Origin of the sequence: Rhodococcus oryzae, from assembly GCF_005049235.1 — a bacterium.
Taxonomy (GTDB): domain Bacteria; phylum Actinomycetota; class Actinomycetes; order Mycobacteriales; family Mycobacteriaceae; genus Rhodococcus_G; species Rhodococcus_G oryzae.
In genome coordinates this window covers 308083-331299 of record NZ_SUMD01000006.1, presented here as the reverse complement: position 1 = coordinate 331299, position 23217 = coordinate 308083, and the positions used below count along the sequence as shown (strand labels likewise).

Here is a 23217-nt window from a genome sequence, read left to right as displayed (position 1 = left end):
ATCATGGCAGCAGTGAGCAAGGTCTTCGTAGCCAGGCTCGCCGGCCTGGTGGTGCTCGGGCCCGACGGAGAATCGATCGGCCGCGTCCGCGACGTCGTCATCACCATCCGGGTCGGCCGACAACGCCCCCGAGTCCTTGGCCTGGTCGTCGAATTGCTCACCCGGCGAAGGATATTCATCCCGATGCTCCGGGTGACGGCCATCGAGCCCGGCTCGGTGACGCTGACCGGCAACGTGAGTCTGCGCCGGTTCACCCAGAAGCCCGGCGAGGTACTGGCCCTGGCCCAGGTGCTCGACAGCCGGGTCCGTGTCGACGACCCCGAACACGATGACCTGGCCGGTCAGGAGGTCCTGGTCGCGGACCTGGGCATCGAGCTGACCAGGACGCGGGACTGGGTGGTCTCCCGCGTCGCGGTCCGCAAGCCCCGAGGCCGGCTCGCCCGCCGCACCGCGATGCAGATCGTCGACTGGCAGCACGTGGTGGGCCTCACGCAATCCCAGCTGGCTCTGCCGGGACAGGGCGTCTCGCAGCTGCTGGCACAGTTCGAGGGCATGCGTCCCGCCGACGTAGCCGAGGCCATCCGCGAGCTTCCCGACAAACGCCGTCACGAGGTCGCGGTCGCGCTCGATGACGAGCGGCTCGCGGATGTGCTGCAGGAGTTGCCGTCCGACGATCAGACCGACCTGCTCACCCACCTCGAGGTGGAACGCGCGGCCGACGTGCTCGAGGCGATGGACCCGGACGACGCCGCCGACCTGCTGGGCGAGCTGCCCGACGCCGAGGCCGAGTCGTTGCTGCAGCTGATGGATCCCGAGGACTCCGAGCCCGTGCGCCGGCTGCTCGAGCACTCCCCCGACACCGCGGGCGGCCTGATGACGCCCGAGCCGGTGATCCTCACGCCCTCGACCACCGTCGCCGAGGCGCTGGCCCGGGTCCGGAACCCGGATCTGACGCCTGCGCTGGCCAGCCTGGTGTTCGTCGTCCGGCCGCCGATCTCGACGCCGACCGGCCGATATCTCGGCTGCGTGCACCTGCAGCAGCTGCTGCGGGAGCCGCCCGCGACCCTGGTCGGCGGGGTGCTGGACACCGACCTGACCCGGCTCGACCCGGACGAGTCGCTGACGGCGGTGACCCGCTACTTCGCGAGATACAACCTGGTGTGCGGCCCGGTCGTCGACGACGAGGAGCACCTGCTCGGCGCCGTCACCGTCGACGACGTGCTCGATCACCTGCTCCCGGAGGACTGGCGCGAACAGGAAGTGGCCGATGAGTGAGAAGCGGACATCGTCGGAGAAGACGACGGCACTGAGCGCTCGTCAGCGGCTCGACACACCGCGCGGATCCCGGCTGTTCAATTTCCAGATCGACGTCGAAGCCGTCGGCCGGGTCGGCGAGCGGTTCGCGCGGTTCCTGGGCACCGGCCGGTACCTGGCCATCCAGACGATCGTGGTGATCGTCTGGATCACCCTCAATGTCTTCGCGGTCCGGCTGCAGTGGGATCCGTACCCGTTCATCCTGCTCAACCTGGCGTTCTCCACCCAGGCCGCGTACGCCGCGCCGCTGATCCTGCTCGCCCAGAACCGGCAGGAGAACCGGGACCGCGTCTCACTCGGGGAGGACCGGGCCAGGGCAGAGCAGACCAAGGCCGACACCGAGTTCCTGGCCCGCGAGCTCGCCGCACTGCGTCTGGCTGTCGGCGAGGTGGCCACCAGGGACTACCTGCGCCGCGAGCTCGAGGAGATCAAATCCCTGCTGACCCCTCAGGACGAGGACGAACCGAGGCCACCGCGCCGGTAGCGCCGCCCGAAAGGGCCACCACCCGCGTGTCCGCTCTGTAATCTGGGTCACATTTCGTGGGTCGGGCATTGCGAAGGGTGGGCGCATGCGGATCAGGGGTCTCGCAGCCGGGTCGACGGCGACGTTGGTCGCGGTCGGGGCCGCTGCCACGGTCGTGGGCGCCGCGCTCGGCTTCGGACCGTTCGGTACCGCCGCACCCGCCCTTGCCGGGGTCGCGGTCACGACCCCGGATGCCCTCGATCCCGCGGGCACGGTCGGGGTGCTGCCACCCGCGCCGAGGCCCGCCCGCGCACCGCACGCGTACACCCCGCCCCCACCGGTCCAGTTCGAGGTGCCGCCCGCGCTGGCGCCCCGCCTGTCGCCGATGCCTGCAGCGATCACGGTGAGCGAACTCGGCATCCCCGAACTGGTGCTCGGCGCGTATCGGATGGCCGAGTCGACGATGTCCGCGGAGGCACCGGGCTGCGGGGTGACGTGGCATCTGCTGGCCGGGATCGGCCGGATCGAGTCCGGGCACGCGGGTGGCGGCCGAACCGACGCGGCGGGCACCACGGTGACCCCGATCCTGGGACCGGTCCTGAACGGCCACCTCGCGGGCAACCAGGTCATCACCGACACCGACGGCGGAGCCCTCGACGGCGACAAGAAGCACGATCGCGCGGTCGGGCCCATGCAGTTCATCCCCAGCACCTGGTCGCGATACGCCGCCGACGGGAACGGTGACGGCACCGCCGACCCGAACAACGTCTTCGACGCCTCGCTCGCTGCCGCCCGGTACCTCTGCTCGGGCGGACTGAACCTGCGCGACAGCGCCCAAGAGGTCCGGGCGGTCCTGCGCTACAACAATTCGATGGCCTACTCGGCCAACGTGCTGGCGTGGTCCGCGGCGTATGCGGGCGGCGGGACGCCCGCCCCCGGTTCAATCCCGGAGGTCCGGCCGGAGCCGGCCGAGCCGACGTCGGCACCCGAGCCGGGCCGCGCGGTCGATGCGGCAGCCCCCGTCGCGCCCGCCGCACCGGCCCCAGCACCGGCGCAGCTCATCCCCGGCCTGCCCGAGCTGCCGTGCCTGATCTTCTGTCCGCCGCCCGGCGGCTCGCCCGCCGCACCGGCGACGCCGCCTCCCCCGCCCGCGCCCTGACAGCCCGGACGGAACGCTCCGCACCCCGCCGCCAGGTCTCAAACGGGTTCACTTTTCGGTCTCGACTCGCCCTCGGCGTGACCTAACTGAAACTATCCAATTTTCTTCGCTGACCAGTGATTACGTTCAAAATCCGGCTACGCAGATCACGGTAAAGTAACGGAAGTATCTCGAATTCAGGTAGCCTCGGCTCCGGTCGATAACAAATCAGTGCCCCGACCGGGACGCAGGAGGATCACCGTGGGTCGCCACAGCAAGAAGAACGATTCGAATCTTCGCCGCAACTCCGTCGTGGCCCTCGCCGGGTTAGTCCCCGCAGGCCTGGTCGTCGGGACCACGGCAAGTGCCTCCCCCTCGCTGCCGTTCACGATCGCCGCCGAGTCCGCACCGATCGCCGACGTTCCCGCCGCCCCGCAGCCCGAGGCCGAGCCCACCGCGGTGGCCACGCCCGCCGCTGAGGCCGCCCCGGTCCTCGCGCCCGCCCCCGAGCCCGCACCGGCACCCGCGCCCGCCCCCCTGCCCGACGGACCGCTCGGCATTCCCGGCATCAACTTCGCCGCCTACCAGTCCGCCGAGAAGCTGCTCGCCAAGGACCTGCCCGGCTGTGGCATCAGCTGGATGCAGATCGCCGGCATCGGCATGGTCGAGTCGCACCACGCCAACGGCGGCAAGGCCCACGACAACGGCGACGTATTCGAGCCGGTCATCGGCCTGCCCCTCAACGGCAGCCTGCCAGGACAGGCCGTCATCATGGACACCGACGGCGGCGCCCTCGACGGCGACACCGTCTACGACCGTGCGGTCGGTCCCACCCAGTTCATCCCGACCACCTGGGCGCAGTTCGGCGCCGACGGCAACGGCGACGGCAAGATCGACCCGCAGAACCTGTTCGACTCCGCCGCCGCGACCGGCAAGTACCTGTGCGACCGCGGGACCAACATGCGCGACATCGGCTCGGCCACCATGGCGATCCACCGCTACAACAACTCGATGGCCTATGTGGCCAACGTGACCGCATGGGCGCTGGCCTACTCGACCGGCATCACCCCCACCGCGGACGCCCTGCCGCGTATCCACTGAGCCCAGGCCACCTAGGATTAGGGCATGCCAGTAGTGACCGAGTCCGACGTTCGTAGCGCGCTGTCCCGGGTGCTCGATCCGGAGATCCGCAAACCCATCACAGAGCTGGGGATGGTCAAGAGCGTCGCGCTGTCCGACGACGCCAGCGTCGACATCGAGATCTACCTGACGACCGCGGGCTGCCCCATGCGGACCGAGATCACCGATCGGGTCACCAAGGCGGTCGCCGATGTGTCCGGCATCGGTGCCATCCGCGTCGAGCTCGACGTGATGAACGACGAGCAGCGCACCGAGCTCCGCAAGTCACTGCGCGGCGACGCCACCGAGCCGGTCATCCCGTTCGCCCAGCCCGGCTCGCTGACCCGCGTGTACGCCGTCGCGTCCGGCAAGGGTGGCGTCGGAAAGTCTTCCGTCACAGTCAATCTCGCGGCCGCCATGGCCGCCCGCGGCCTCTCGGTCGGCGTCCTCGACGCGGACATCTACGGCCACTCCGTCCCCCGCATGCTCGGCACCGACGCCAAGCCGACGCAGGTCGAGCGGATGATCATGCCGCCGCAGGCGCACGACGTGAAGCTCATCTCGATCGCGCAGTTCACCCAGGGCAACACCCCCGTCGTCTGGCGCGGGCCGATGCTGCACCGCGCGCTCCAGCAGTTCCTGGCCGACGTGTTCTGGGGCGACCTGGACGTGCTGCTGCTCGACCTGCCGCCCGGCACCGGTGACGTGGCGATCTCCGTCGCCCAGCTGATCCCCGGCGCGGAGATCCTGGTGGTCACCACCCCGCAGCAGGCCGCGGCCGAGGTGGCCGAGCGGGCGGGCGCGATCGCGCTGCAGACCCGCCAGCGCATCGTCGGCGTCGTGGAGAACATGTCCTGGATGGACCTGCCGGACGGCACCCGGATGGAGGTGTTCGGCTCCGGCGGCGGTCAGGCCGTGTCCGACCGGCTCACCAAGGCCGTCGGCGCGAAGGTCCCACTGCTCGGGCAGATCCCGCTCGAGCAGGCCGTCCGCGAGGGCGGCGACGAGGGCGTCCCGATCGTGCTCAGCGCTCCCGACTCCCCGGCAGGCGCCGCGCTACGCGAGATCGCCGAGAAGCTCTCGGTCCGCTCGCGCGGCCTCGCCGGCATGTCGCTCGGCATCGACACCACGCGACACCTGTAGGTCCGGCTCAACGGCCGAGCCACGCGGCGGTACCGATCACCTCGAGCGCCTCGCGCACCGAGTTCAGGGTGTCGGCGGCCAGCAGCCGGTCGCAGTACGGCAGCGCCGCGGCCATCGCCCCGACCAACGGCTCGAACCCCGTTGCCCCCGCGCGGGGGTTGAGCCAGATCACGCGGTACGCCCTGCGGTGCAGGCGGGCCATCGCGGCACCCAGCTCCTCCGGGCTGTCGCTGTCCCAGCCGTCCGAGGCTATGAGCACCACCGCCCCACGCAGCGCGTTGCCGTGGTGCGACGCGAGCAGGTCGCGCACACTGCCGCCGATGTGGGTGCCGCCGAACCGGTCGACCACCCTGTCGTTGGCGTGCGCGACCGCGGCCTCGGCGGATCGGTGTGCGAGCACGGCGGTCAGCCTGGTCAGCCGCGTCGAGAAGGCGAAGACCTCCGCGTTGCCACGGATCACGGCGGCACGCATCAGGTGCAGGTAGACGTCGGCATAGGGCTGCATGGACTGGCTCACGTCGCAGAGCATGACCATCCGCCGTGGCCGGATCACCGGTCTGGTTCGCACTATCGTCAGGGTCTCCCAGCCGGTGCGCCGAGACCGGGCGATCGTCTCCCGCAGCGCGATCCGCCTGCCCGCCGGGTGGCGCCGCCTGCGCCTCGTGCGTCGCCTCGGCCAGGCGACCGATGCCCGGTCCAACCAGGTGCGTAGTGCCCGCAGCTCGTCCTCCCTGAACTGCCCGAACGGCAGGCCCTCCACCGCCTCCAGACGGCCCGGCAATCGCAGGGGCAGGCTCGGCCCCTCCTCACCACGGTCGCGGGTTACCCGGACCGCCTCCATCGTCGCCCATGGCAGTCCCACGCCCTGTGATTGCGTCGAGTCGCTCCCCGCGCGCGACACCAGCGCCGCAACGTGGGAATCGGGCAGCGAATCACGCAGCGCGCGCCGTGCATTCGGGTCCATTGCCAGCAGCGACGCACCGAAGACGCCAGTGAAGACCCTGTCGAAACCGGCGAGATCGGCCTGCCTGCGCACCAGGGTCAGGCGCGCCGCCCAGTACAGGCGGGACATCGACGTCGGCCGCAACGACGACAGCGCCTTGGCGAACTCCGCCGCGGCGCCCTCGGTCACCGGGATCCGCGCGGACCGCAGGCGCATCGTCAGCGCGATGGAGAAGGCCGCGAGGTCGATCCCCCTTGCCAGTGCCGGTTCGCCCATGGCCACGGCTCAGTGTCGCCGCAGGAATCGAACGGCCAGCCCGACCACGAGACCGGCCAGCAGCGCGGCCGCGAGTGGGAGCAGCCGCCTCGCGAGCGCCGGTCCGGCCAACCCGAGCAAGTCGAGCGGCTCGGGCTCCGGAGCCGGTTCCGGCGCCGCGACGAGCGCACCGGGTGCCGCCTCTACCTGCGCCGCCGTCTCCGGCTCGCTTGCCTGCTCCCCCTCGGCCAGCTTGGCCTCGAGCGAGGCCGCGAACTGGTTCATCATCTTCTCCGACACCTGGGCGATGACGCCGCTGCCGAACTGCGCCAGCTTCCCGACCACCTTCATGTCGGTGTCGACGGTCACCCTCGTCGCGTCGCCCTCCTCCACCAGGCGCGCGGTGATGGTGGCGGAGGCGTTGCCCGCGCCCCGCGAATCCCGGCCGTTGGCCTCGATCACGGCACGGTGCGCGCCTCGGTCGGCTTCCGTCAGCGCGGCCCGGCCGGAGAACTCGCTCGTCACGGGGCCGACCTTGACCTTCATCTTGCCCAGGTAGGCGTCGCCGTCGCGCCCGGTCAGCTGCGCACCCGGGAGCAGCGGCGCGACCACATCGAGATCGGTCAGGGTGTCCCAGGCCGTCTCGATCGGCGCGTGCACCGTGAACTGATTTTCCAGCTTCATCGCCCTTGACCTCTCATGTGGTGGCATCGGGTGCCGAACACGGCGTGGCCCGATCGCGTTCGTTGTCGTCGAGCAGTGCGATGATCGAGTCCCGGTCGTCCGGGGTCTTGGCGATCGCACCGAGGCTCGTCACCGCCTCGGCGCGGCCGAGTTCGGTCGCGCCCAGTGCCGCGAGCGCCGACACCCAGTCGATCGACTCGGCCAGACCAGGCGGCTTGTCGAGGTCGAGTCCGCGGGCTTCGCCGACGAACTCGGTGACCTGTGTGATCAGCGCCGTGTTCGCCTCCGGCACGGTGCGCCGCAGGATCGCCACCGCGCGTCCGGGTTTCGGATACTCGATCCAGTGGTAGAGGCAGCGCCTGCGGAGCGCGTCGTGCAGATCGCGGCTGCGGTTGGAGGTGAGGACCACCACGGGCGGTCGCTCGGCGGAGAAGGTCCCGAGCTCCGGCACCGTGACGGACGACTCGCCGAGGAACTCGAGCAGCAATGCCTCGAATTCATCATCGGCACGGTCGATCTCGTCGACCAGGAGCACGGGGGCCCCTGCGCCCCTGTGCCGCACGCACTGCAGGATCGGGCGCGGCAGCAGGAACTCCTCGGTGAACAGATCGGACTCGTCCAGCCTGCCCGCGCGCGACTCGGCCATCCGGATCGCGAGCAGCTGCCGCTGGTAGTTCCAGTCGTACAGGGCCTCACCGGCACCGAGCCCCTCGTAACACTGGAGCCGGATCAACGTGGTGTCGAGCGCGGCGGCGAGCGCCTTTGCCGCGGTCGTCTTACCCACTCCCGGCTCGCCTTCGAGCAACAGCGGCCGCCCGAGGGCCAGTGCCAGGTAGATCGCCGACGCCGTGCCCTCGTCCAGCAGGTAGTCCTGCGCGTCGAAGCGCCCGACCACGTCGGCGAGATCGGCGAACCCCGGCCGGCTCATGGCTCACCGAGAATCCTGCGCCTGCAGCGCCACGTAGTCGTCCCAGGTGTCGACGTCGAGCGGGATCTCGGCATCGACCGGCACCTCCAGCACCGGGACCCGGCCCGATTCGAGCAGTTTCCACACGCCCTTGTCGCCGTGCAGCCTCCGCAGGTCGGGGAAGATGCTGCGGCCGAACCAGAGCGGGTGCCCGCGGCCGTCCCGGTATCGGCAGACCGCGCTCGCGTCCGGCGTCGCGACGTCCAGCAGCGCCGCGACCGTCGCCGATCGGACCCCGGGTTGGTCGCCGAGCATCAGGACGATGCCCCGCGCGTGCAGGTCGACCTCGTCAAGCGCGCACGAGATCGTCGAGGCGCAGCCGGAACCGAAGTCGGGGTTGTGCACGACCTGTACCCCGGACAGGTCGACGGCGGCCTCCACCTCGGCGGCCGCCCCGCCGAGGGCCACCAGCACCTGGTCGAGGTGGCACTCGCGCGCGACCCGCAGCACCGCTGCCAGTAGCGGGGCGCCCCGGTACTCCAACAGCTGCTTGGGCCTGCCGAGGCGGGCCGATCCCCCGGCCGCGAGGACGATGCCCGTGACCGTCACGGGTACCGCTCGCTCACGAACCGGTCGCGGCACCCGGCGCTGCAGAACCAGTACGTCTGCCCGTCGAGTTCGACTCGCGGGGTGTCCCCGCGGACCGTCACCGTCATGCCGCAGGTCGGATCGGTGACCGTGTCCTGTGCGGCGGCGGCGAGTGCCGCGTCCAGTGCCGGACTTCGGCGGGCCAGCCCGCCGAGCCGGATGCCCTGCACGATCTGCGCGAGGATCGACAACGCGATCTCGGCAGGGGTGCGCGCGCCGATGGGCAACCCGGCCGGGGTGTGGATCCGGGCCCGCTCCGCCTCGTCGAGTTCGAGCTGATCCAGCACGCCCGCGCCGCGGATCCTGCTGGCGACCAGCCCGATGTATCCCACGCCCGCGTCGAGCGCGGCCCTGATGGACTGCCCCTCGTTGCCCCCGAGACCGACGATCACCGCCGCCACCGCGCCGTCGGGCCTGCCGCCCTCCTCGACCCGCTCGAGCTGGAACCCCAGCATCCGGGCCAGCTCGGCGACCGCGTCCGCGGCGGGGTTGGTGCCCATCAGATACAGCCGCGCGGCGGGCAGTCGCGGCGCGAGGAAGATCTCCAGTGCGCCCCCGGAAAGGCACGGGTTGACGACGACCGTCGCCCCCGGCGCCTCCGGGAACTGCGCCTGGCCGTCCGGCAGCACCCGCAGCAGCACGCTCTCCTCGGACTTCAGGGCATCGAGCGCGGCCCTGCGCACCGAGCTCTCGGCGCACTGACCGCCGACGAACCCCTCGATGGTGCCGTCCGGCAGCACGATCGCCTCGTCGCCGGTGCGCGCGGAGGTCGGCGGCTCGGCACGAACCACGGTCGCGTGCACGAACGGTTGCCTGCGGTCGATCAGCTCGGCGATCCGCGCGTTCGTCTCCATGCCCGCACCCTCCTGCGCTGTGCTGGGTCCTGCCCGGTCTCCGGCCGCGGGCTAGATCGGTGGCGCCGCTCTGCCCTGCATCGCCTCCCACACCCGAGAGGGTGTCAGCGGCATGTCGGCGTGCCTGACGCCGAACGGCTTCAGCGCGTCGACCACGGCGTTCACGACGGCGGGCGGCGAACCAACGGTCGCCGACTCGCCGACCCCCTTGGCGCCGATCGGATGATGCGGCGAGGGCGTCACGGTGAAACCGGTCTCGAGGTGGGGTACCTCGAGCGCGGTCGGGATCAGGTAGTCCATCAGCGAGCCGCCCAGGCAGTTGCCGTCCTCGTCGAACGCCATGATCTCCATCAGCGCCATCCCGATCCCGTCGGTGATGCCGCCGTGCACCTGTCCCTCGATGATCATCGGGTTGATCCGGGTGCCGCAGTCGTCGACCGCGAGGAACCTGCGCACCTTGACCTGGGCGGTGCCGGGATCGATGTCGACGACGCAGAAATACGATCCGTACGGGTAGGTGAGATTCTCTGGGTTGTAACAGATCTGGGCTTCGAGCCCGCCCTCGAGACCCTCCGGCAGGTCGCCTGCACCGTACGACCGCATCGCGATGTCCTGGATCGTCACCGCCGTCGTCGGATCGCCCTTCACGTGGAAGGAACCCTTCTCCCATTCGAGGTCTGCCACGGACACCTCGAGCATGCCCGACGCGATGATCTTCGCCTTGTCCCGCACCTTCCGCGCGACCAGCGCCGCGGCCGCCCCGGACACCGGCGTCGACCGGCTGCCGTAGGTGCCGAGGCCGAACGGGGTGTTGTCGGTGTCGCCGTGCACCACCTCGATGTCGTCCGGCGGGATGCCGAGCTCCTCGGCGACGATCTGCGCGAAGGTCGTCTCGTGCCCCTGCCCCTGGCTCTGCACCGACAGCCGCACCACGGCCTTGCCCGTCGGGTGCACGCGGAGTTCGCAACCGTCCGCCATGCCGAGCCCGAGGATGTCCATGTGCTTGCGGGGGCCGGCACCGACCGCCTCCGTGAAGAAGGACATGCCGATGCCCATCAGCTCGCCCCGCTCACGCTTCTCGGCCTGCTCCCGGCGCAGGTCGGCGTAGCCGATCATGTCCATGGCCTTGCGCATGGTCACCTCGTAGTCGCCCGAGTCGTAGACCCAGCCGGTCTTCGAGGTGTAGGGGAACTGGTCCGGCTTGAGCAGGTTCTTCAGCCGCAGCTCGGCGGGATCCATGTCGAGGTCGTACGCGAGGCAATCGACCAGTCGCTCAACGAGATACACCGCCTCGGTGATCCGGAACGAGCAGGCATACGCCACCCCACCCGGAGCCTTGTCGGTGTAGACGGCGGTCATCTTGCAGTAGGCGGCCTCGAGGTCGTAGCTGCCGGTGAACACCCCGAAGAAACCGGCCGGGTACTTCACCGGAGCCGCGGTGCCGTTGAAGGCGCCGTGGTCGGCGAGCACGTTCGTCCGGATCGCGAGGATCTTGCCCTCCCGGGTTGCGGCGATCTCGCCCTGCATGATGTAGTCCCGCGCGAACCCGGTGCTCATCAGGTTCTCGCTGCGGTCCTCCATCCACTTGACCGGCTTCCCGGTCACCAGCGAGGCGACGATGGCGCACACGTACCCGGGGTAGATCGGCACCTTGTTGCCGAACCCACCGCCGATGTCCGGCGAGACGACCCGGATCTTGTGCTCGGGCAGCCCGGCCACCAGTGCATACAGGGTGCGGTGGGCGTGCGGCGCCTGGGAGGTGGACCAGAGCGTCAGTTTGCCGTTGACCGCGTCGAAATCCGCCACGGCGCCACAGGTTTCCATCGGTGCCGGGTGAACCCGGGGGTAGACGATCTCCTGGGTGGTGATCACCTCCGCCCTGGCGAACGCCTCCTCCGTCGCCTTCGGATCGCCCGCCTCCCAGTCGAAGACGTGGTTGTCGGTCTTGCCCTCGAGGTCCGTGCGGATCACCGGGGCGTCGGGCGCGAGCGCCTTGCGGGCGTCGATCACCGGATCGAGGATGTCGTATTCGACGTCGATCAACTCGAGCGCATCACGCGCCGAATACCGGTCCTCGGCGATGACGCACGCCACCTCCTGCCCCTGGAAACGCACCTTGTCGGTGGCGAGGACCGCCTGCACGTCGTTGGAGAGGGTCGGCATCCAGGCCAGTCCCTGCTCCGCCAGGTCGGCGCCGGTGATGACCGCCTTCACCTTCGGATGCGCCTGCGCCGCCGTCGTGTCCACGCGCACGATGCGTGCGTGTGCGACGGGCGACCGCAGGATGGCCAGGTGCAGCATGCCGGGAAGCACGATGTCGTCGACATAGTTCCCGCGGCCGCGGATGAAGCGGGGATCCTCCTTGCGGAGCATCCGCCCGTACCCGACCGGCTTCTTGTTGTTGTCGAAGTGTTCGTTGTCCGACTCGTCCGTCACGGGTCCGGTCGGTGGATGGTCGACGGTGGTCATGATGCGCCTCCGGCGTGCTCGCTGACGCGCGGCGGTGAGGAGGTCTCGGGCTGCGCCGCGGTGGGCCCGGTGCCGCGCTCCGGTTCCGGTTCGCGGGCCGCGCCCTCTTCGTGCGCCGCGGCCCACTGCACGGAGCGGACGATCGTGGTGTACCCGGTGCACCGGCAGATCTGTCCGGAGATCGCCTCGCGAATGGCCTGCTCGTCCGGATGCGGGGTGCTGTCGAGCAGGGCCCTGGCGGTCATCATCATGCCGGGGGTGCAGAAGCCGCACTGCAGGCCGTGACATTCCATGAAGCCCTGCTGGACGGGGTCGAGTTCGCCGTCGCGTTCGAGGCCCTCGACGGTGCGCACCTCGTGCCCGGCGGCCATCGCGGCCAGCATCGTGCAGGACTTCACGGGCTCGCCGTCCACCAGCACCACGCAGGTGCCGCAGTTGCTGGTGTCGCAGCCCCAGTGGGTTCCGGTCAGCCGCAGCTGATCTCGCAGGAAGTGCACCAGGAGCATCCGGGGCTCGACGTCCTCCGTGACCTCGCTGCCGTTGACGGTCATCGTCACCTGCATGTCTTTCGTCCTTCCCTGGTCCCCCGACCTGCCCTCGCTAGTGGACCCGTCCGGCAGCCGTGCGCAGCGCGCGGCGGGTCAGTTCCTTGGCCAGGTGCCGCTTGTACTCCGCGGTACCCCGCGGGTCGGTGACCGGTTCGCAGTGCCGGGACGCCAGATCGCCTGCATAGAGCGCTACCTCGTCGGTACACGGCTTGCCGATGAGGAACTCGTACACCTCGCCGAATCCGGACGGGTCGGCATTCACCGCGGTGAGACCGATCCTCGCCTCGACGACCACCGGGCCGTCCAGCCACACCGCCGCGCCCGCCGCCGCGATCGCCCAATCCCCTGCGCGTCTTTCCACTTTCGCGTAGGCATTCGACCCGTGATCGCGGAAGGGGATCAGGATCTCGGTGAGGATCTCGTTGTCCGCCGCGGCGGTCTCGTACGGCCCGAGGTGGAACTCGGACATGGCGATCGAGCGCTCGCCGCGCGGCCCCTGCAGTACGCAGGTGGCGTCGAGCACCTCGCACACCGTGCTGAGGTCCTCGGCCGGGTCCGCCTGACAGAGCGATCCGCCGATAGTGCCGCGGTTGCGCACCACCGGGTCGGCGATCACCCGCTCGGCGTCCCGGAAGATCGGCCACAGCGCGGCCAGTTCCGCCGACTCGAGCAGTTCCCGGTGTCGCACCATCGCACCGATCCGCACGCCCGACGGCTCCACCGTGATGTGACCCAGCTCGTCGTGCAGCGGGTTGATGTCGATGAGGTACTCGGGGTTCGCCAGCCGCAGCTTCATCATCGGGAGCAGGCTGTGGCCGCCGGCCACCAGTCGGGCCTCGCTCCCCAGCCGTTCGAGCAGTCCGATCGCGTCGATCACGCTCGTCGCTCGCTCGTATTCAAAGGGTCCAGGGACCTGCATCTGATCCACCTCGCATCGCATGGGGACAAATCCAGACTCGACCGGTCCACCGGGGGTGTCAAGCGCCCCGAGCGATCAGCACAAACGGTCCGCACACGACTCGGGCAGGCTCCGGTCAGGACGTCTCGTCGTGGTGGATCCGGCCCTCGATCGCGGTCAGCCGTTCGCCGCCCCCGCCCCAGCGCAGCTCGATGATCTCGGCGGCGATGGACACCGCGGTCTCCTCCGGCGTTCGGGCCCCGATGTCGAGTCCGATCGGGCTCGACAGCCGCGCCAACTCCGCCTCGCCGAGGCCGGCCTCGCGCAGGCGCTGGAGCCGATCGCGGTGGGTGCGCCGCGACCCCATCGCCCCGACATAGGCGACCTCGGGCAGCCGGAGCGCGAGCGCCAGCAGCGGGACGTCGAACTTGGGGTCGTGGGTGAGCACGCAGATCACCGTGCGCCCGTCGATCGCCTCGGCGTCGATCTGCGACTGCAGGTAGCGGTGCGGCCAGTCCACGACCACCTCGTCCGCGGTCGGGAAGCGGGCGTGGGTGGCGAACACCGCCCTGGCGTCGCACACCGTGACGCGATAGCCGAGGAAGGCGCCCTGATGGGCCACCGCTGCGGCGAAGTCGATGGCACCGAAGACGAGCATGCGTGGACTCGGGGCGTGACTCGCGACGAACACGCGCATTCCCTCGCCGCGACGCTGCCCGTCGGGGCCGTAGGTGAGCACCCCGGTTCGTCCCGCCGCGAGCAGACCTCGGGCGTCATCGCCGATCGCGGCGTCGGTACGCGCCGAACCGACCGTTCCACCGATACCGTCCGGCCGCACGATCATCCGGCGACCGACCCACGCGGTCTGCGGGTGGTCGATCACGGTCGCCACGGCCACCGGGCGTTCGTGCTCGATGTCCTCGGCGACCTCGGCGAGCTCGGGGAAGGTGCGGCGGGAGACCGGCTCGACGTAGACGTCGAGAATGCCGCCGCAGGTCAGCCCCACCGCGAAGGCATCATCATCGGTGACGCCATATCGCTCGAGCTCCGGCCTGCCGGACTCGACCACGTCCCGGGCCAGCTCGTAGACGGCGCCCTCCACACAGCCACCCGAGACCGAGCCGGCCACGGTGCCGTCGGGGGCGACCACCATCGCCGCGCCCGGGGGCCTCGGTGCCGACCTGAAAGTCTGCACCACCGTCCCGACACCCGCGGTCCCACCCGCACGCCAGATCGCCATCAGTTCGGTGAGGACATCGCGCATCAGACGTCACCCCCCGCGTGGCACAGCTGGTTGCGGGCGCCCTGGGTGGTTCCCATGGCTGGACGCTACGCCGAATGCGCTCGATAGAGTGTGGCTTCCTGGACGGTGGACGAGGCGGGGGCATTGAGCACACTGGATCCGGCTCGGCGGCGGCACGACGAACTCGAGTCCAGGCGCGGCAGCCCCACCTTCTTACTGTGGCTCTGCTTCCGGTTCGCGGTGTTCGTGGCCTGCGCGGCGCTGCTGGGATACGGCCTGGCCTGTGTCGCCGACATCTTCCGGCACGCCGTCGTCGACACCGCGTTCGCCGACGAGGCCCGGTTCGACGAGGCTCCGACGTGGCTGTGGTGGCCGTTCGGGGCGGCCTTCGGCTACGTCCTGTTCGGAGTCGGGATATCCGACGACCTCGCGACCTTCCTGGGGCGCCACCGCTGCCCCGGCCTCATGGCCGCAGCCGGCTGGGCGGGAATCACCCTCGGCTTCTCTGTGTCCACCCTGAACTGGTGGCCACCGGCGCAGGTCGGCGCGGCCATCGACCCGGTCACCCTGACCGAGACGCCGTGGAGCCCGCTCGCCTGGGTGGGCTACTACACCGAGATCTGGATTCCCCTGCTCCTGCTGGTGACGACCGGAGCGGCCATGTCGCGGACCGTGTCCGGGTTCCGCAGGCAGAACGTCCAACTCAGGGAGCGTGACCGGCTGTTGGCACGCGGGCTACGGGTGCCGGGCACGATCGCCGACGTCAACGTGCTCGTCGACAGCCCTCAGGAGGACGGCTCGGTGTCGATCGCGGGCATCGACGCGACGGTGACGTTCACCGACGCCGAGGGCGTCGCACGGTGGGTCACGCGGAGGGTTCCGAGCCTGCACCGGGTACCGGACCAGGGCACGACACAGGTCCTGTTCGACCCGGAACGCCCTGGCGACGAGGGCTCGATATTCGTCGCATTCCACCGGGACCCGGCGACCAGCGACTGGATTCCGTTCGACGGGCCCTAGGTGGCGTCGGCGTCGTACGGTGGACGCTCGCCGGAGGCGAGCGGTGCCGACTCGCGTTGCGGCGTGGGGGGCAGGGCGCTGCCGCCTGGCCCGCCGCTGCTCTGCGGCTTCGCGTCGAAGTTCCCGGTCAGGATCGAGTCGTCGCCGTCGAGGAGATGCTTGGTGATCATCGAGCGCGGCGTCATCCCCCGCAGCTGCTGCAGATCGGAGAGCGGCTTGCGCAGGTCCTCGAACTCGGGGCCGAGCTCGTCCTTGAGCTGCTGCGTCGCGCCGCCCGCGTAGTCACGGACCTGGCGCAGCGACTTCGTCACCCACGAGACGGCACCGGGCAACCGCTCGGGTCCGAGGATCACGAGCGCCGCGACGAGTAGGACCATGAACTCGCCCCAGCCAATGTTGCCAAACACCGGGTCAGCCTACGTGCCCGCGGCGATCCGCGCCGCTATCAGTGCCGAATTCACATCGCATACGCTGCCCTCCGAGGGAACCACTCAGTCCGAAGCGGGTGTGACCTGGACTTCGACCGTCCGGCCCGCCCGCACCAGTTGCACCGGGACCGGCTGGCCGACGGCCTGCTGGTGCACCGCGACCACCAGCTCGTCCGCGCTGGTCACGTCGCGGTCACCGACCTTGACGATGACGTCGCCCTCGATGATCCCGGCCTGCTGCGCGGGCCCGCCGTCCTTGACGTTGGCCACCTCGGCGCCACTGGTCTGCTCGTTGGTCACCGACCGCGCGTTCACGCCGATCTCGGGGTGGTGCATGGCTCCGGTCCGGATCAGTTCCTGCGCGACCGCGGTGACGTCGTCGACGGGGATGGCGAACCCCAGGCCAACCGATCCCCCGCTCTCGCTTCGGATGGCGGAGTTGATCCCGATCACCCGGCCCTCGCGGTCCACCAACGGTCCACCGGAGTTGCCGGGGTTGATCGCGGCATCGGTCTGGACCGCATCGATGACCGCATCGGTGTCGGTGCCCTCGCCGGACAGCCGGACCGGGCGGTGCAGCGCGCTGACGATCCCGCTGGTGACCGTCTTGCTCAGACCCAGCGGCGATCCGACCGCCACCACGTCGTCGCCGACCTTCAGGTCCGCGGACCGGCCGAGCTCGGCGACGGTCAGGTTTCCGACATCCACCTTGAGCACCGCGAGATCGGTCTTCGTGTCGCGGCCGACGACGCGCGCGGGCGCCTTGGTGCCGTCCGCGAAGACCACGCGGAGCGTCGCTGCGTCCGGGTTCGTCGCGGCCATCGAGATCACGTGGTTGTTGGTGACGATGTAGCCCTCGCCGTTGATCACGACGCCGGAGCCGGTGCCGGACTGCTCACCGAGCGCGACCTGGATGGACACCACCGACGGAAGCACCGCCTCGGCGACCTTCGCGACCTGGCCGAGTTCGGCGTCGTCGCCACTCGACTGCGTCAGCTCCACCCGCTGACTGGTCAGTGCGCCGACGTTCTCGGCCGTGACCCGGCCGATGATGCCGCCGACCAGGCCGATCGCCAATGCGACGCCTGCCAGCGCGGCCAGTGCCCGCGGCGCGATGCGCTCGCCGAGCAGGACGTCACGGATGCCGAGGGCGGGCGCGGGCGGCAGGTCCCCGGCAGCGGGGGCGTCGAGGGCGGGGGAACCGAGTCGTGCCTGCGCGTCCGGATCCCGCCACGGATCGGTGGGCGCCTCGTCCGCCGCCTCGTCGGAGTCGCCCGCGGACGGATCGCGCTGGATCGAATCGGTTTCGCCTGCCGGGCGGCCAAAGGCCTCGGCGAGCACCGGGTCGGGACGCCGAACGGCGACCTTCGGGTCCGCGGTGCGGTCCGCGCCGGGCGCGAAGGAGGAGTCGACGCCGTCGGGCCGCCCGAATGCCGCGGCGGCCGCGGGGTCGACGGTGGGACGGTAGAGCGGTCGCGGTGCCAGCCGGGGCGGTGCCGAATCCTGTTCGGCTGCTGCATCCAGCGCGCCGGCGGCCGGCGATGTGGGATCCGAGTTCACGCGGCTGTGTACCCCTCGTTGGCGTCAGTCACGGATCCCAGTATCACCGACGCGGTGCGTGCCGCGGTCACCGACGCGGTGCGATCGATCGTCACCGCCGCGGTGGCGACTAGCGCCGCCTGCGCCACGACGACGCGAACGAGTACGACGTGACCATCGCCGCGAGCACGGCGCCCGCCTTGCCGTCGGAACGCCGGAAGCCGGACCGTTCGGCGAAGCGACGACCGCGGCCCTGTGCCGTTGCGTCGGCGTCCGGGAGCGGGTTGCACATCGGGATCTGGCTGAGAACGCCGAGAAGCGAGCTGGGCATGCTGATCTCCGAGGCCTGACGGAGCGCACCACGCGCGTGGTGCTGGGCGTCGACCTCGGCAGCGCATTCCGGACACATCGACAGGTGCTGCGCGGCCCGCAGGTAGGCGTTCATCTGCAGCTCGCCGTCGACGTACGCCGCAATCGCCTCACTGGCCAGATGCTCGGTAGAGCTGAAGCGGCGCGGTTTCCGGGCCTGCGTCATCCAACCCTCCTGCACGGTCATGCGAATGTCATCTTCCCTGTCCCCGACACCGCGGTCAGATATTCCTTCAGCGCCTGCCTTCCACGGTGGATTCGGCTGCGTACGGTACCGAGCTTGACTCCCAGTGTGGCACCGATCTCCTCGTATGACAGGCCTTCGACGTCACAGAGCACCACCGCGGCACGGAACTCGGGCGCGAGCGAGTCCAGCGCGGACTGCAACTCGGGATCGAGCCGGGCGTCGTGATAGATCTGCTCGGGGTTCGGACGGTCGGACGGGACCCGCTCGTAGTCCTCGGGCAGCGCCTCCATCTTGATCCGGTTGCGGCGCCGCACCATGTCGAGGAACAGGTTCGTGGTGATCCGGTGCAGCCACCCCTCGAAGGTGCCCGCCTGGTAGTTCGAGAGCGAGCGGAACACCCGGATGAAGGTCTCCTGGGTGAGGTCCTCGGCGTCCTGGGCGTTGCCCGAGAGCCGGTAGGCCAGCCTGTACACCCGGTCGCCGTGCTCACGGACGAGTTCGTCCCATGAAGGCATGCTGGTCTGATCGCCGGTGGCGTCGAAGGCGGCGGTGCCGCTCAGATCGGCGGCGTCGGTGCCGCCTGTCGGCACCGACTCGGTGAATTCCGCATCGAAGGCGGGTACGGCGTTGACCATCGAGATTGTGGAAACCTCCTGCTAAGGACAGCTGGTGAGCGAGCACAGGACGATACGAATAAAAGGCACAACCCCGACAATGTCGGGTTTGTTCCCTCTCATCGGTGTCGTCCGGTACCCCCTTCCGGGGCGGTCAGCGATCTCGTGTGCCCCTACCTTTTCCGATCCAAATGTGTGAGATGTGTGAGCAACCTGAGGTTCAGCTGAGAATCTGCGGGTCAGCGGCCAAAATCACGTGCGCGCCTCGACTCCACCGCAGCGTGTCGGCTATAACCTCGGATTCGTGCACAACAACGCCGAGCAGCTGCTGGCTCACACCGAGGAATCGGTCCTGGAGGACGCGGTCCTCACGCTCGCACGCGAACGGGCGGAGGATCTCGGCGCAACTCCGGTTCCGCCGTCCGTCGGCGCGCTGTTGAGCCTGTTCACCCAGATGCTCGACGCCAAGACCGTGGTCGAGATCGGAACCGGCGCGGGGGTGAGCGGGTTGTGGTTGCTCGACGGCATGCGTGCCGACGGGGTGCTCACCACCATCGACACCGAACCGGAGCACCAGCGGGCTGCCAAGGACGCCTTCCGGTCCGGCGAGATCGCGCCCGGCCGAACCCGGCTCATCAACGGCTGGGGCCTGGACGTGCTGCCCCGCCTCGCCGACGCCGCATACGACCTGGTGTTCGTGGACACCTCGCCCGCGGACCACCCGCAGTTCGTCGCCGAGGGGGTTCGACTGCTCCGACCCGGAGGGGTGATCGTGCTGCACAACGCGCTCCTCGGTGGGCGCGTGGCCGACCCCAGCCAGCGCGACGCGACCACCCTGGCCGTGCGCGCGGCGGCCCGGGCGATCGCGGAGGACGACCGCCTGACGAAGGTGCTCCTGCCGGTCGGCGACGGCCTGCTCTGCGCGTCGCGTTCGGAATAGCGGCACCGCCCCCACCTGCGTCGGCGAATTTTTACGGCCCCTTGACGGGAGACCCCTTGCCGAGCGACTGAACGAGTGTTTAATCTACTAAACATGCGTTCAGCAATGGCCGACTCGGCCACCCCAGATCGAGACCTGACCGCCCGCGCGCGAATCCGCGACACGGCGATCCGGGCCTTCGGCGAACAGGGCTTCGTCACCGGGGTCCGCGCCATCGCAACCGCGGCGGGGGTCTCCCCCGGACTGGTGAACCACCATTTCGGCTCCAAGGAGGGACTGCGCGCCGAATGCGACGCGCACGTTCTCGAGATCATCCGGGAGCAGAAGGCCCAGGCCATGTCGACGCCCGGTCCAGCGGGCGCGATCGCGGCGCTCAGCGAACTCGAGCAGTACGCGCCGGTCGTCGCGTACATGGTGCGCAGCTTCCAGGCCGGCGGCCGACTCGCGGAGTCCCTCTTCGAACACATGGTCACCGACACCGAGGAGTACCTCGCGATCGGCGTGCGCTCGGGCAAGCTGCGAGCCAGCCGCGACCCGAAGGCGCGCGCGCGGTATCTCACCCTCAACAACGTCGGCGCACTGCTGCTCTACCTGCAGATACGGGCGGACCGGGAGGGCACCCTCGACTACGCCACGGCCATCCGCGACCTGTCGGACGAGATCACCCTGCCCGCCCTCGAGATGTACGCCGAGGGGATCTTCACCGACTCCTCGCTGCTCGACGCGTTCCTGGCCACCGAGGCCGACGACCCCACCCATCCCGACACGGAATCCCCGACCGAGGAGATGCCATGACGACCCCACTGATCGACGTTCGCGACCTGGTCAAGACCTTCGGCCAGATCCGCGCCCTCGACGGCCTCGACCTGCAGGTCGCGCCCGGCGAGGTGCACGGCTTCCTCGGCCCCAACGGCGCGGGCAAATCGACCACCATCCGGGTGCTGCTCGGCAGCCTGCGCGCGACCGCGGGCAGCGCAACGGTTCTGGGCCGCGACCCGTGGCGCGACGCCGTCACCCTGCACCGCGACCTGGCCTACGTACCGGGCGATGTCACCCTGTGGCCGTCGCTGACCGGCGGCGAGACCATCGACATGCTGGCCCGGATGCGCGGCGGCATCGACGAAGCCAGGCGCTCCGAGCTCATCGAGCGCTTCGACCTCGACCCACGCAAGAAGTCGCGCACCTACTCGAAGGGCAACCGGCAGAAGGTGTCGCTGATCTCGGCGTTGTCGTCCAACGCCCGGCTGCTCCTGCTCGACGAGCCGACCTCCGGCCTTGACCCGCTGATGGAACAGATCTTCCGCGAGAGCGTCGCCGAGGCGGCCCGCCGCGGCGTCACCGTACTGCTGTCCAGCCACATCCTGTCCGAGGTGGAGGCGCTGTGCGATCGGGTGACGATCATCCGCGCGGGCAAGACGGTGGAGAGCGGCTCGCTGTCGTCGATGCGACACCTGAGCCGCACCTCGATCAGCGCCGAGTTGACGGGCGACCCGGGCGATCTCAGCCGGCTCGCCGGCGTCGAGGACGTCTCGATCGACGATCACACGCTCCATTGCCAGGTCGACAGCGAGCACCTGGGCGAGCTGATCCGCGTGCTCGGCGACGCCGGGGTGCGCAGCCTGGTCAGCAAGCCGCCGACGCTCGAGGAACTGTTCCTGCGGCACTACCAGGTCGAGGGACCCGAGCACACCGGGGAGAAGGTGTCGGCATGAGCACCGCGACGGTCGCGGGCCCCCGGCATCCGGCCGCGGCGGTCCCGCGCGGGACATCGAATTTCACCGGCACCCTCGGCTTCGTCCGGCTCTTCCTACGGCGGGACCGGATCGTGCTGCCGCTGTGGGTGCTGCTCCTCTCGCTGCCACTGGCGCCCGTCTACATGGGCAGCATCGAGAGCATCTACCCCAGCGAGGCCGACCGGGCGGCCTTCGCGGCCACCATCGTGGGAAGCCCGGCGCAACGCGCCATGTACGGCGAGATCTACAACGACAGCCTGGGCGCCGTCGGCATCTGGAAAGCCGGGATGTTCTACACGCTGATCGCCATCGCGGTGATCCTCACCGTCATCCGGCACACCCGGGCGGAGGAGGAGAGCGGTCGGACGGAGCTGCTCGATTCGACCGTCGTCGGCCGGTACGCGGGACTGACCGCCGCGTTGCTGGTCGCCTTCGGCGCGTCGATCGCGACCGGGCTGATCGGCGCGGTGGGACTGCTCGGCACCGACGTGCCACGCGCGGGCTCGATCGCGTTCGGGCTCGCGCTGGCGGCATCCGGGATCGTGTTCACCGCGGTCGCCGCCGTCGCGGCGCAGCTGAGCACCAGCGCCCGCACCGCCCGCGGCATCGCCTTTGCCGTGCTGGGAACGGCCTTCGCGCTCCGTGCCGTCGGCGACGCAGGCGCGGCCGCTCTGTCCTGGCTGTCGCCGCTCGGCTGGTCGCTGCAGGTGCGCCCGTACGCGGGTGACCGCTGGTGGGTGCTCCTGCTGCACCTGACCACGGCGATCGTGCTCACCGCGTCGGCCTATGCACTGCTGCGCAGGCGGGATGTCGGCGCGGGGGTGATCGCCGAGCGTCTGGGCCCGCCAATGGCGGCGCGGTCGCTGAGCGGCCCGTTCGGCCTGTCCTGGCGGCTGCAGCGCGGCACGCTGATCGCATGGACCCTCGGGATCAGCCTGTACGCCCTGCTGATCGGAAGCGTCGTACACGGGATCGGCGACGAGCTCGGCGGCGGCGACGCGATCCGGGAGATCGTCAGCCGGATCGGCGGAACGCAGGCACTCGAGGACGCGTTCATCACGATCGCATTCACCATGCTCGCCGTCGGCGCAGCGGCGCTTGCGATCTCCTCGGCGCTGCGACTCCACGGCGAGGAGACCGCGCAGCGCGCCGAGTCCGTGACCTCCGGTGCGGTCGGCCGGATCCGATGGGCCGCAAGCCATATCGTCTTCGCCATCGCGGGCCCTGCCGTCGCCCTGCTCGCCGCCGGGCTGGTGGCCGGGGTGACCTACGGAATCGCGGCGGGCGATATCGGAGGGAAGCTACCCGGGGTGCTGGCCACCGGGCTCGTGCAGCTGCCCGCGGTCTGGATGCTGACGGCCGTGACGGTGCTGCTGTTCGGACTGGTTCCGCGTTTCACCCCGGTGGCGTGGGGCGTGCTTGTGACGTTCGTCGCCCTGTTCCTGCTCGGCTCCATCTCCGGCGTCCCGCAGTGGGTACTCGACCTCCAGCCCTTCAGCCACACACCCAAGTTGCCCGGCGCGGAATTCGAGGCCACCCCGATCGTGTGGCTCCTGGCGATCGATGCGGCGCTGCTCGTCGGCGGCCTGATCGCGTTCCGACGGCGCGACATCCGGTAGTCGCGTTACCCCGAGATGGACAGTTGACCAACTTCCGGTCAACTGTCCATCACTCGGGACCGATCCGGGGCAGCATGAGGTCTCGTGATCTGCTCAGACCGCTCCCGATCGGAGTCGGGGGGCTCCGCCCCCGCCGGCTGCG

At 70.1% G+C, this 23217-nt stretch carries 23 protein-coding genes; 10 read left to right on the top strand and 13 right to left on the bottom strand.

Going from position 1 to position 23217, the window contains the following annotated elements:
• Positions 1-3: 3 nt before the first annotated feature.
• The 5 genes from FCG67_RS15215 to FCG67_RS15195 all read left to right on the top strand — a co-directional run bounded on the left by FCG67_RS15215 (position 4) and on the right by FCG67_RS15195 (position 5177).
• Positions 4-1275 carry a magnesium transporter MgtE N-terminal domain-containing protein gene (locus FCG67_RS15215; RefSeq protein WP_136910562.1) on the top strand — a complete coding sequence of 424 codons (1272 nt, stop codon included), beginning with the start codon at positions 4-6 and terminating at the stop codon, positions 1273-1275.
• The gene (locus FCG67_RS15210; RefSeq protein WP_077042432.1) at positions 1268-1798 is read left to right on the top strand and encodes a DUF1003 domain-containing protein; all 531 of its coding nucleotides are present in this window, start codon (positions 1268-1270) and stop codon (positions 1796-1798) included. The genes FCG67_RS15215 and FCG67_RS15210 overlap by 8 nt, the downstream gene beginning before the upstream one ends.
• An 85-nt stretch (positions 1799-1883) precedes the next feature.
• Positions 1884-2936 (top strand): lytic transglycosylase domain-containing protein, encoded by a 1053-nt coding sequence (locus FCG67_RS15205; RefSeq protein ID WP_136910561.1) that lies wholly within the window; start codon positions 1884-1886, stop codon positions 2934-2936.
• 240 nt (positions 2937-3176) lie between these two features.
• Positions 3177-4016 (top strand): lytic transglycosylase domain-containing protein, encoded by an 840-nt coding sequence (locus tag FCG67_RS15200; RefSeq protein ID WP_136910560.1) that lies wholly within the window; start codon positions 3177-3179, stop codon positions 4014-4016.
• Between the two features lie 24 nt (positions 4017-4040).
• Entirely contained in the window at positions 4041-5177 is a 1137-nt protein-coding gene (locus tag FCG67_RS15195; protein WP_136910559.1) for an Mrp/NBP35 family ATP-binding protein, read from the top strand.
• A 7-nt stretch (positions 5178-5184) separates the two neighbouring features.
• Here the strand turns inward: FCG67_RS15195 and FCG67_RS15190 are convergent, their stop codons facing one another.
• From FCG67_RS15190 to FCG67_RS15150, 9 genes are all read right to left on the bottom strand, one after another.
• The gene (locus tag FCG67_RS15190) at positions 5185-6396 is read right to left on the bottom strand and encodes a vWA domain-containing protein (RefSeq protein WP_136910558.1); all 1212 of its coding nucleotides are present in this window, start codon (positions 6394-6396) and stop codon (positions 5185-5187) included.
• A gap of 9 nt (positions 6397-6405) precedes the next feature.
• Positions 6406-7059: an SRPBCC family protein gene (locus tag FCG67_RS15185; RefSeq protein WP_136910557.1), complete on the bottom strand. Its 654-nt coding sequence runs from the start codon at positions 7057-7059 to the stop codon at positions 6406-6408.
• A gap of 13 nt (positions 7060-7072) precedes the next feature.
• Complete coding sequence (locus FCG67_RS15180; protein WP_136910556.1) at positions 7073-7987, bottom strand: AAA family ATPase; 915 nt, start codon at positions 7985-7987, stop codon at positions 7073-7075.
• A gap of 3 nt (positions 7988-7990) precedes the next feature.
• The gene (locus FCG67_RS15175) at positions 7991-8575 is read right to left on the bottom strand and encodes a nucleotidyltransferase family protein (RefSeq protein WP_136910555.1); all 585 of its coding nucleotides are present in this window, start codon (positions 8573-8575) and stop codon (positions 7991-7993) included.
• Positions 8572-9468 (bottom strand): XdhC family protein, encoded by an 897-nt coding sequence (locus FCG67_RS15170; protein WP_136910554.1) that lies wholly within the window; start codon positions 9466-9468, stop codon positions 8572-8574. The genes FCG67_RS15175 and FCG67_RS15170 overlap by 4 nt, the downstream gene beginning before the upstream one ends.
• Positions 9469-9519: 51 nt before the next feature.
• On the bottom strand, positions 9520-11937 hold the full coding sequence (locus FCG67_RS15165; protein WP_136910553.1) for an aerobic carbon-monoxide dehydrogenase large subunit: 2418 nt from the start codon (positions 11935-11937) through the stop codon (positions 9520-9522).
• Complete coding sequence (locus FCG67_RS15160) at positions 11934-12500, bottom strand: (2Fe-2S)-binding protein (RefSeq protein WP_097212517.1); 567 nt, start codon at positions 12498-12500, stop codon at positions 11934-11936. Before FCG67_RS15160 ends, FCG67_RS15165 begins: the two co-directional genes overlap by 4 nt.
• A 37-nt stretch (positions 12501-12537) precedes the next feature.
• Positions 12538-13404 (bottom strand): FAD binding domain-containing protein, encoded by an 867-nt coding sequence (locus FCG67_RS15155; RefSeq protein WP_136910552.1) that lies wholly within the window; start codon positions 13402-13404, stop codon positions 12538-12540.
• Between the two features lie 115 nt (positions 13405-13519).
• Positions 13520-14647 carry an XdhC family protein gene (locus tag FCG67_RS15150; protein ID WP_136910551.1) on the bottom strand — a complete coding sequence of 376 codons (1128 nt, stop codon included), beginning with the start codon at positions 14645-14647 and terminating at the stop codon, positions 13520-13522.
• Positions 14648-14770: 123 nt separating this feature from the next.
• Here FCG67_RS15150 and FCG67_RS15145 point away from each other — a divergent pair, with 123 nt between their 5' ends.
• Positions 14771-15646 (top strand): hypothetical protein, encoded by an 876-nt coding sequence (locus FCG67_RS15145; protein ID WP_136910550.1) that lies wholly within the window; start codon positions 14771-14773, stop codon positions 15644-15646.
• Here FCG67_RS15145 and tatB read toward each other — a convergent pair.
• The 4 genes from tatB to sigE all read right to left on the bottom strand — a co-directional run bounded on the left by tatB (position 15643) and on the right by sigE (position 18804).
• Positions 15643-16053 carry a Sec-independent protein translocase protein TatB gene (tatB, locus tag FCG67_RS15140; protein WP_136910549.1) on the bottom strand — a complete coding sequence of 137 codons (411 nt, stop codon included), beginning with the start codon at positions 16051-16053 and terminating at the stop codon, positions 15643-15645. The two genes, FCG67_RS15145 and tatB, sit on opposite strands and share 4 nt — an antisense overlap.
• An 84-nt stretch (positions 16054-16137) precedes the next feature.
• On the bottom strand, positions 16138-17634 hold the full coding sequence (locus FCG67_RS15135) for a S1C family serine protease (protein WP_136910548.1): 1497 nt from the start codon (positions 17632-17634) through the stop codon (positions 16138-16140).
• A gap of 109 nt (positions 17635-17743) precedes the next feature.
• A complete protein-coding gene (locus tag FCG67_RS15130) occupies positions 17744-18148 on the bottom strand; it encodes a zf-HC2 domain-containing protein (RefSeq protein ID WP_136910623.1) in 405 nt (134 codons plus the stop codon).
• 17 nt (positions 18149-18165) lie between these two features.
• Positions 18166-18804, bottom strand: coding sequence for an RNA polymerase sigma factor SigE (sigE, locus tag FCG67_RS15125; RefSeq protein WP_136910547.1), 639 nt, complete (start codon positions 18802-18804; stop codon positions 18166-18168).
• Positions 18805-19087: 283 nt separating this feature from the next.
• Here sigE and FCG67_RS15120 point away from each other — a divergent pair, with 283 nt between their 5' ends.
• From FCG67_RS15120 to FCG67_RS15105, 4 genes are all read left to right on the top strand, one after another.
• Positions 19088-19723 carry an O-methyltransferase gene (locus FCG67_RS15120; RefSeq protein WP_189636508.1) on the top strand — a complete coding sequence of 212 codons (636 nt, stop codon included), beginning with the start codon at positions 19088-19090 and terminating at the stop codon, positions 19721-19723.
• A gap of 93 nt (positions 19724-19816) precedes the next feature.
• Entirely contained in the window at positions 19817-20518 is a 702-nt protein-coding gene (locus tag FCG67_RS15115) for a TetR/AcrR family transcriptional regulator (RefSeq protein ID WP_136910546.1), read from the top strand.
• On the top strand, positions 20515-21435 hold the full coding sequence (locus tag FCG67_RS15110; protein ID WP_136910545.1) for an ABC transporter ATP-binding protein: 921 nt from the start codon (positions 20515-20517) through the stop codon (positions 21433-21435). The genes FCG67_RS15115 and FCG67_RS15110 overlap by 4 nt, the downstream gene beginning before the upstream one ends.
• The gene (locus tag FCG67_RS15105) at positions 21432-23075 is read left to right on the top strand and encodes an ABC transporter permease (protein WP_136910544.1); all 1644 of its coding nucleotides are present in this window, start codon (positions 21432-21434) and stop codon (positions 23073-23075) included. Before FCG67_RS15110 ends, FCG67_RS15105 begins: the two co-directional genes overlap by 4 nt.
• The last annotated feature ends 142 nt before the right edge of the window (positions 23076-23217 follow it).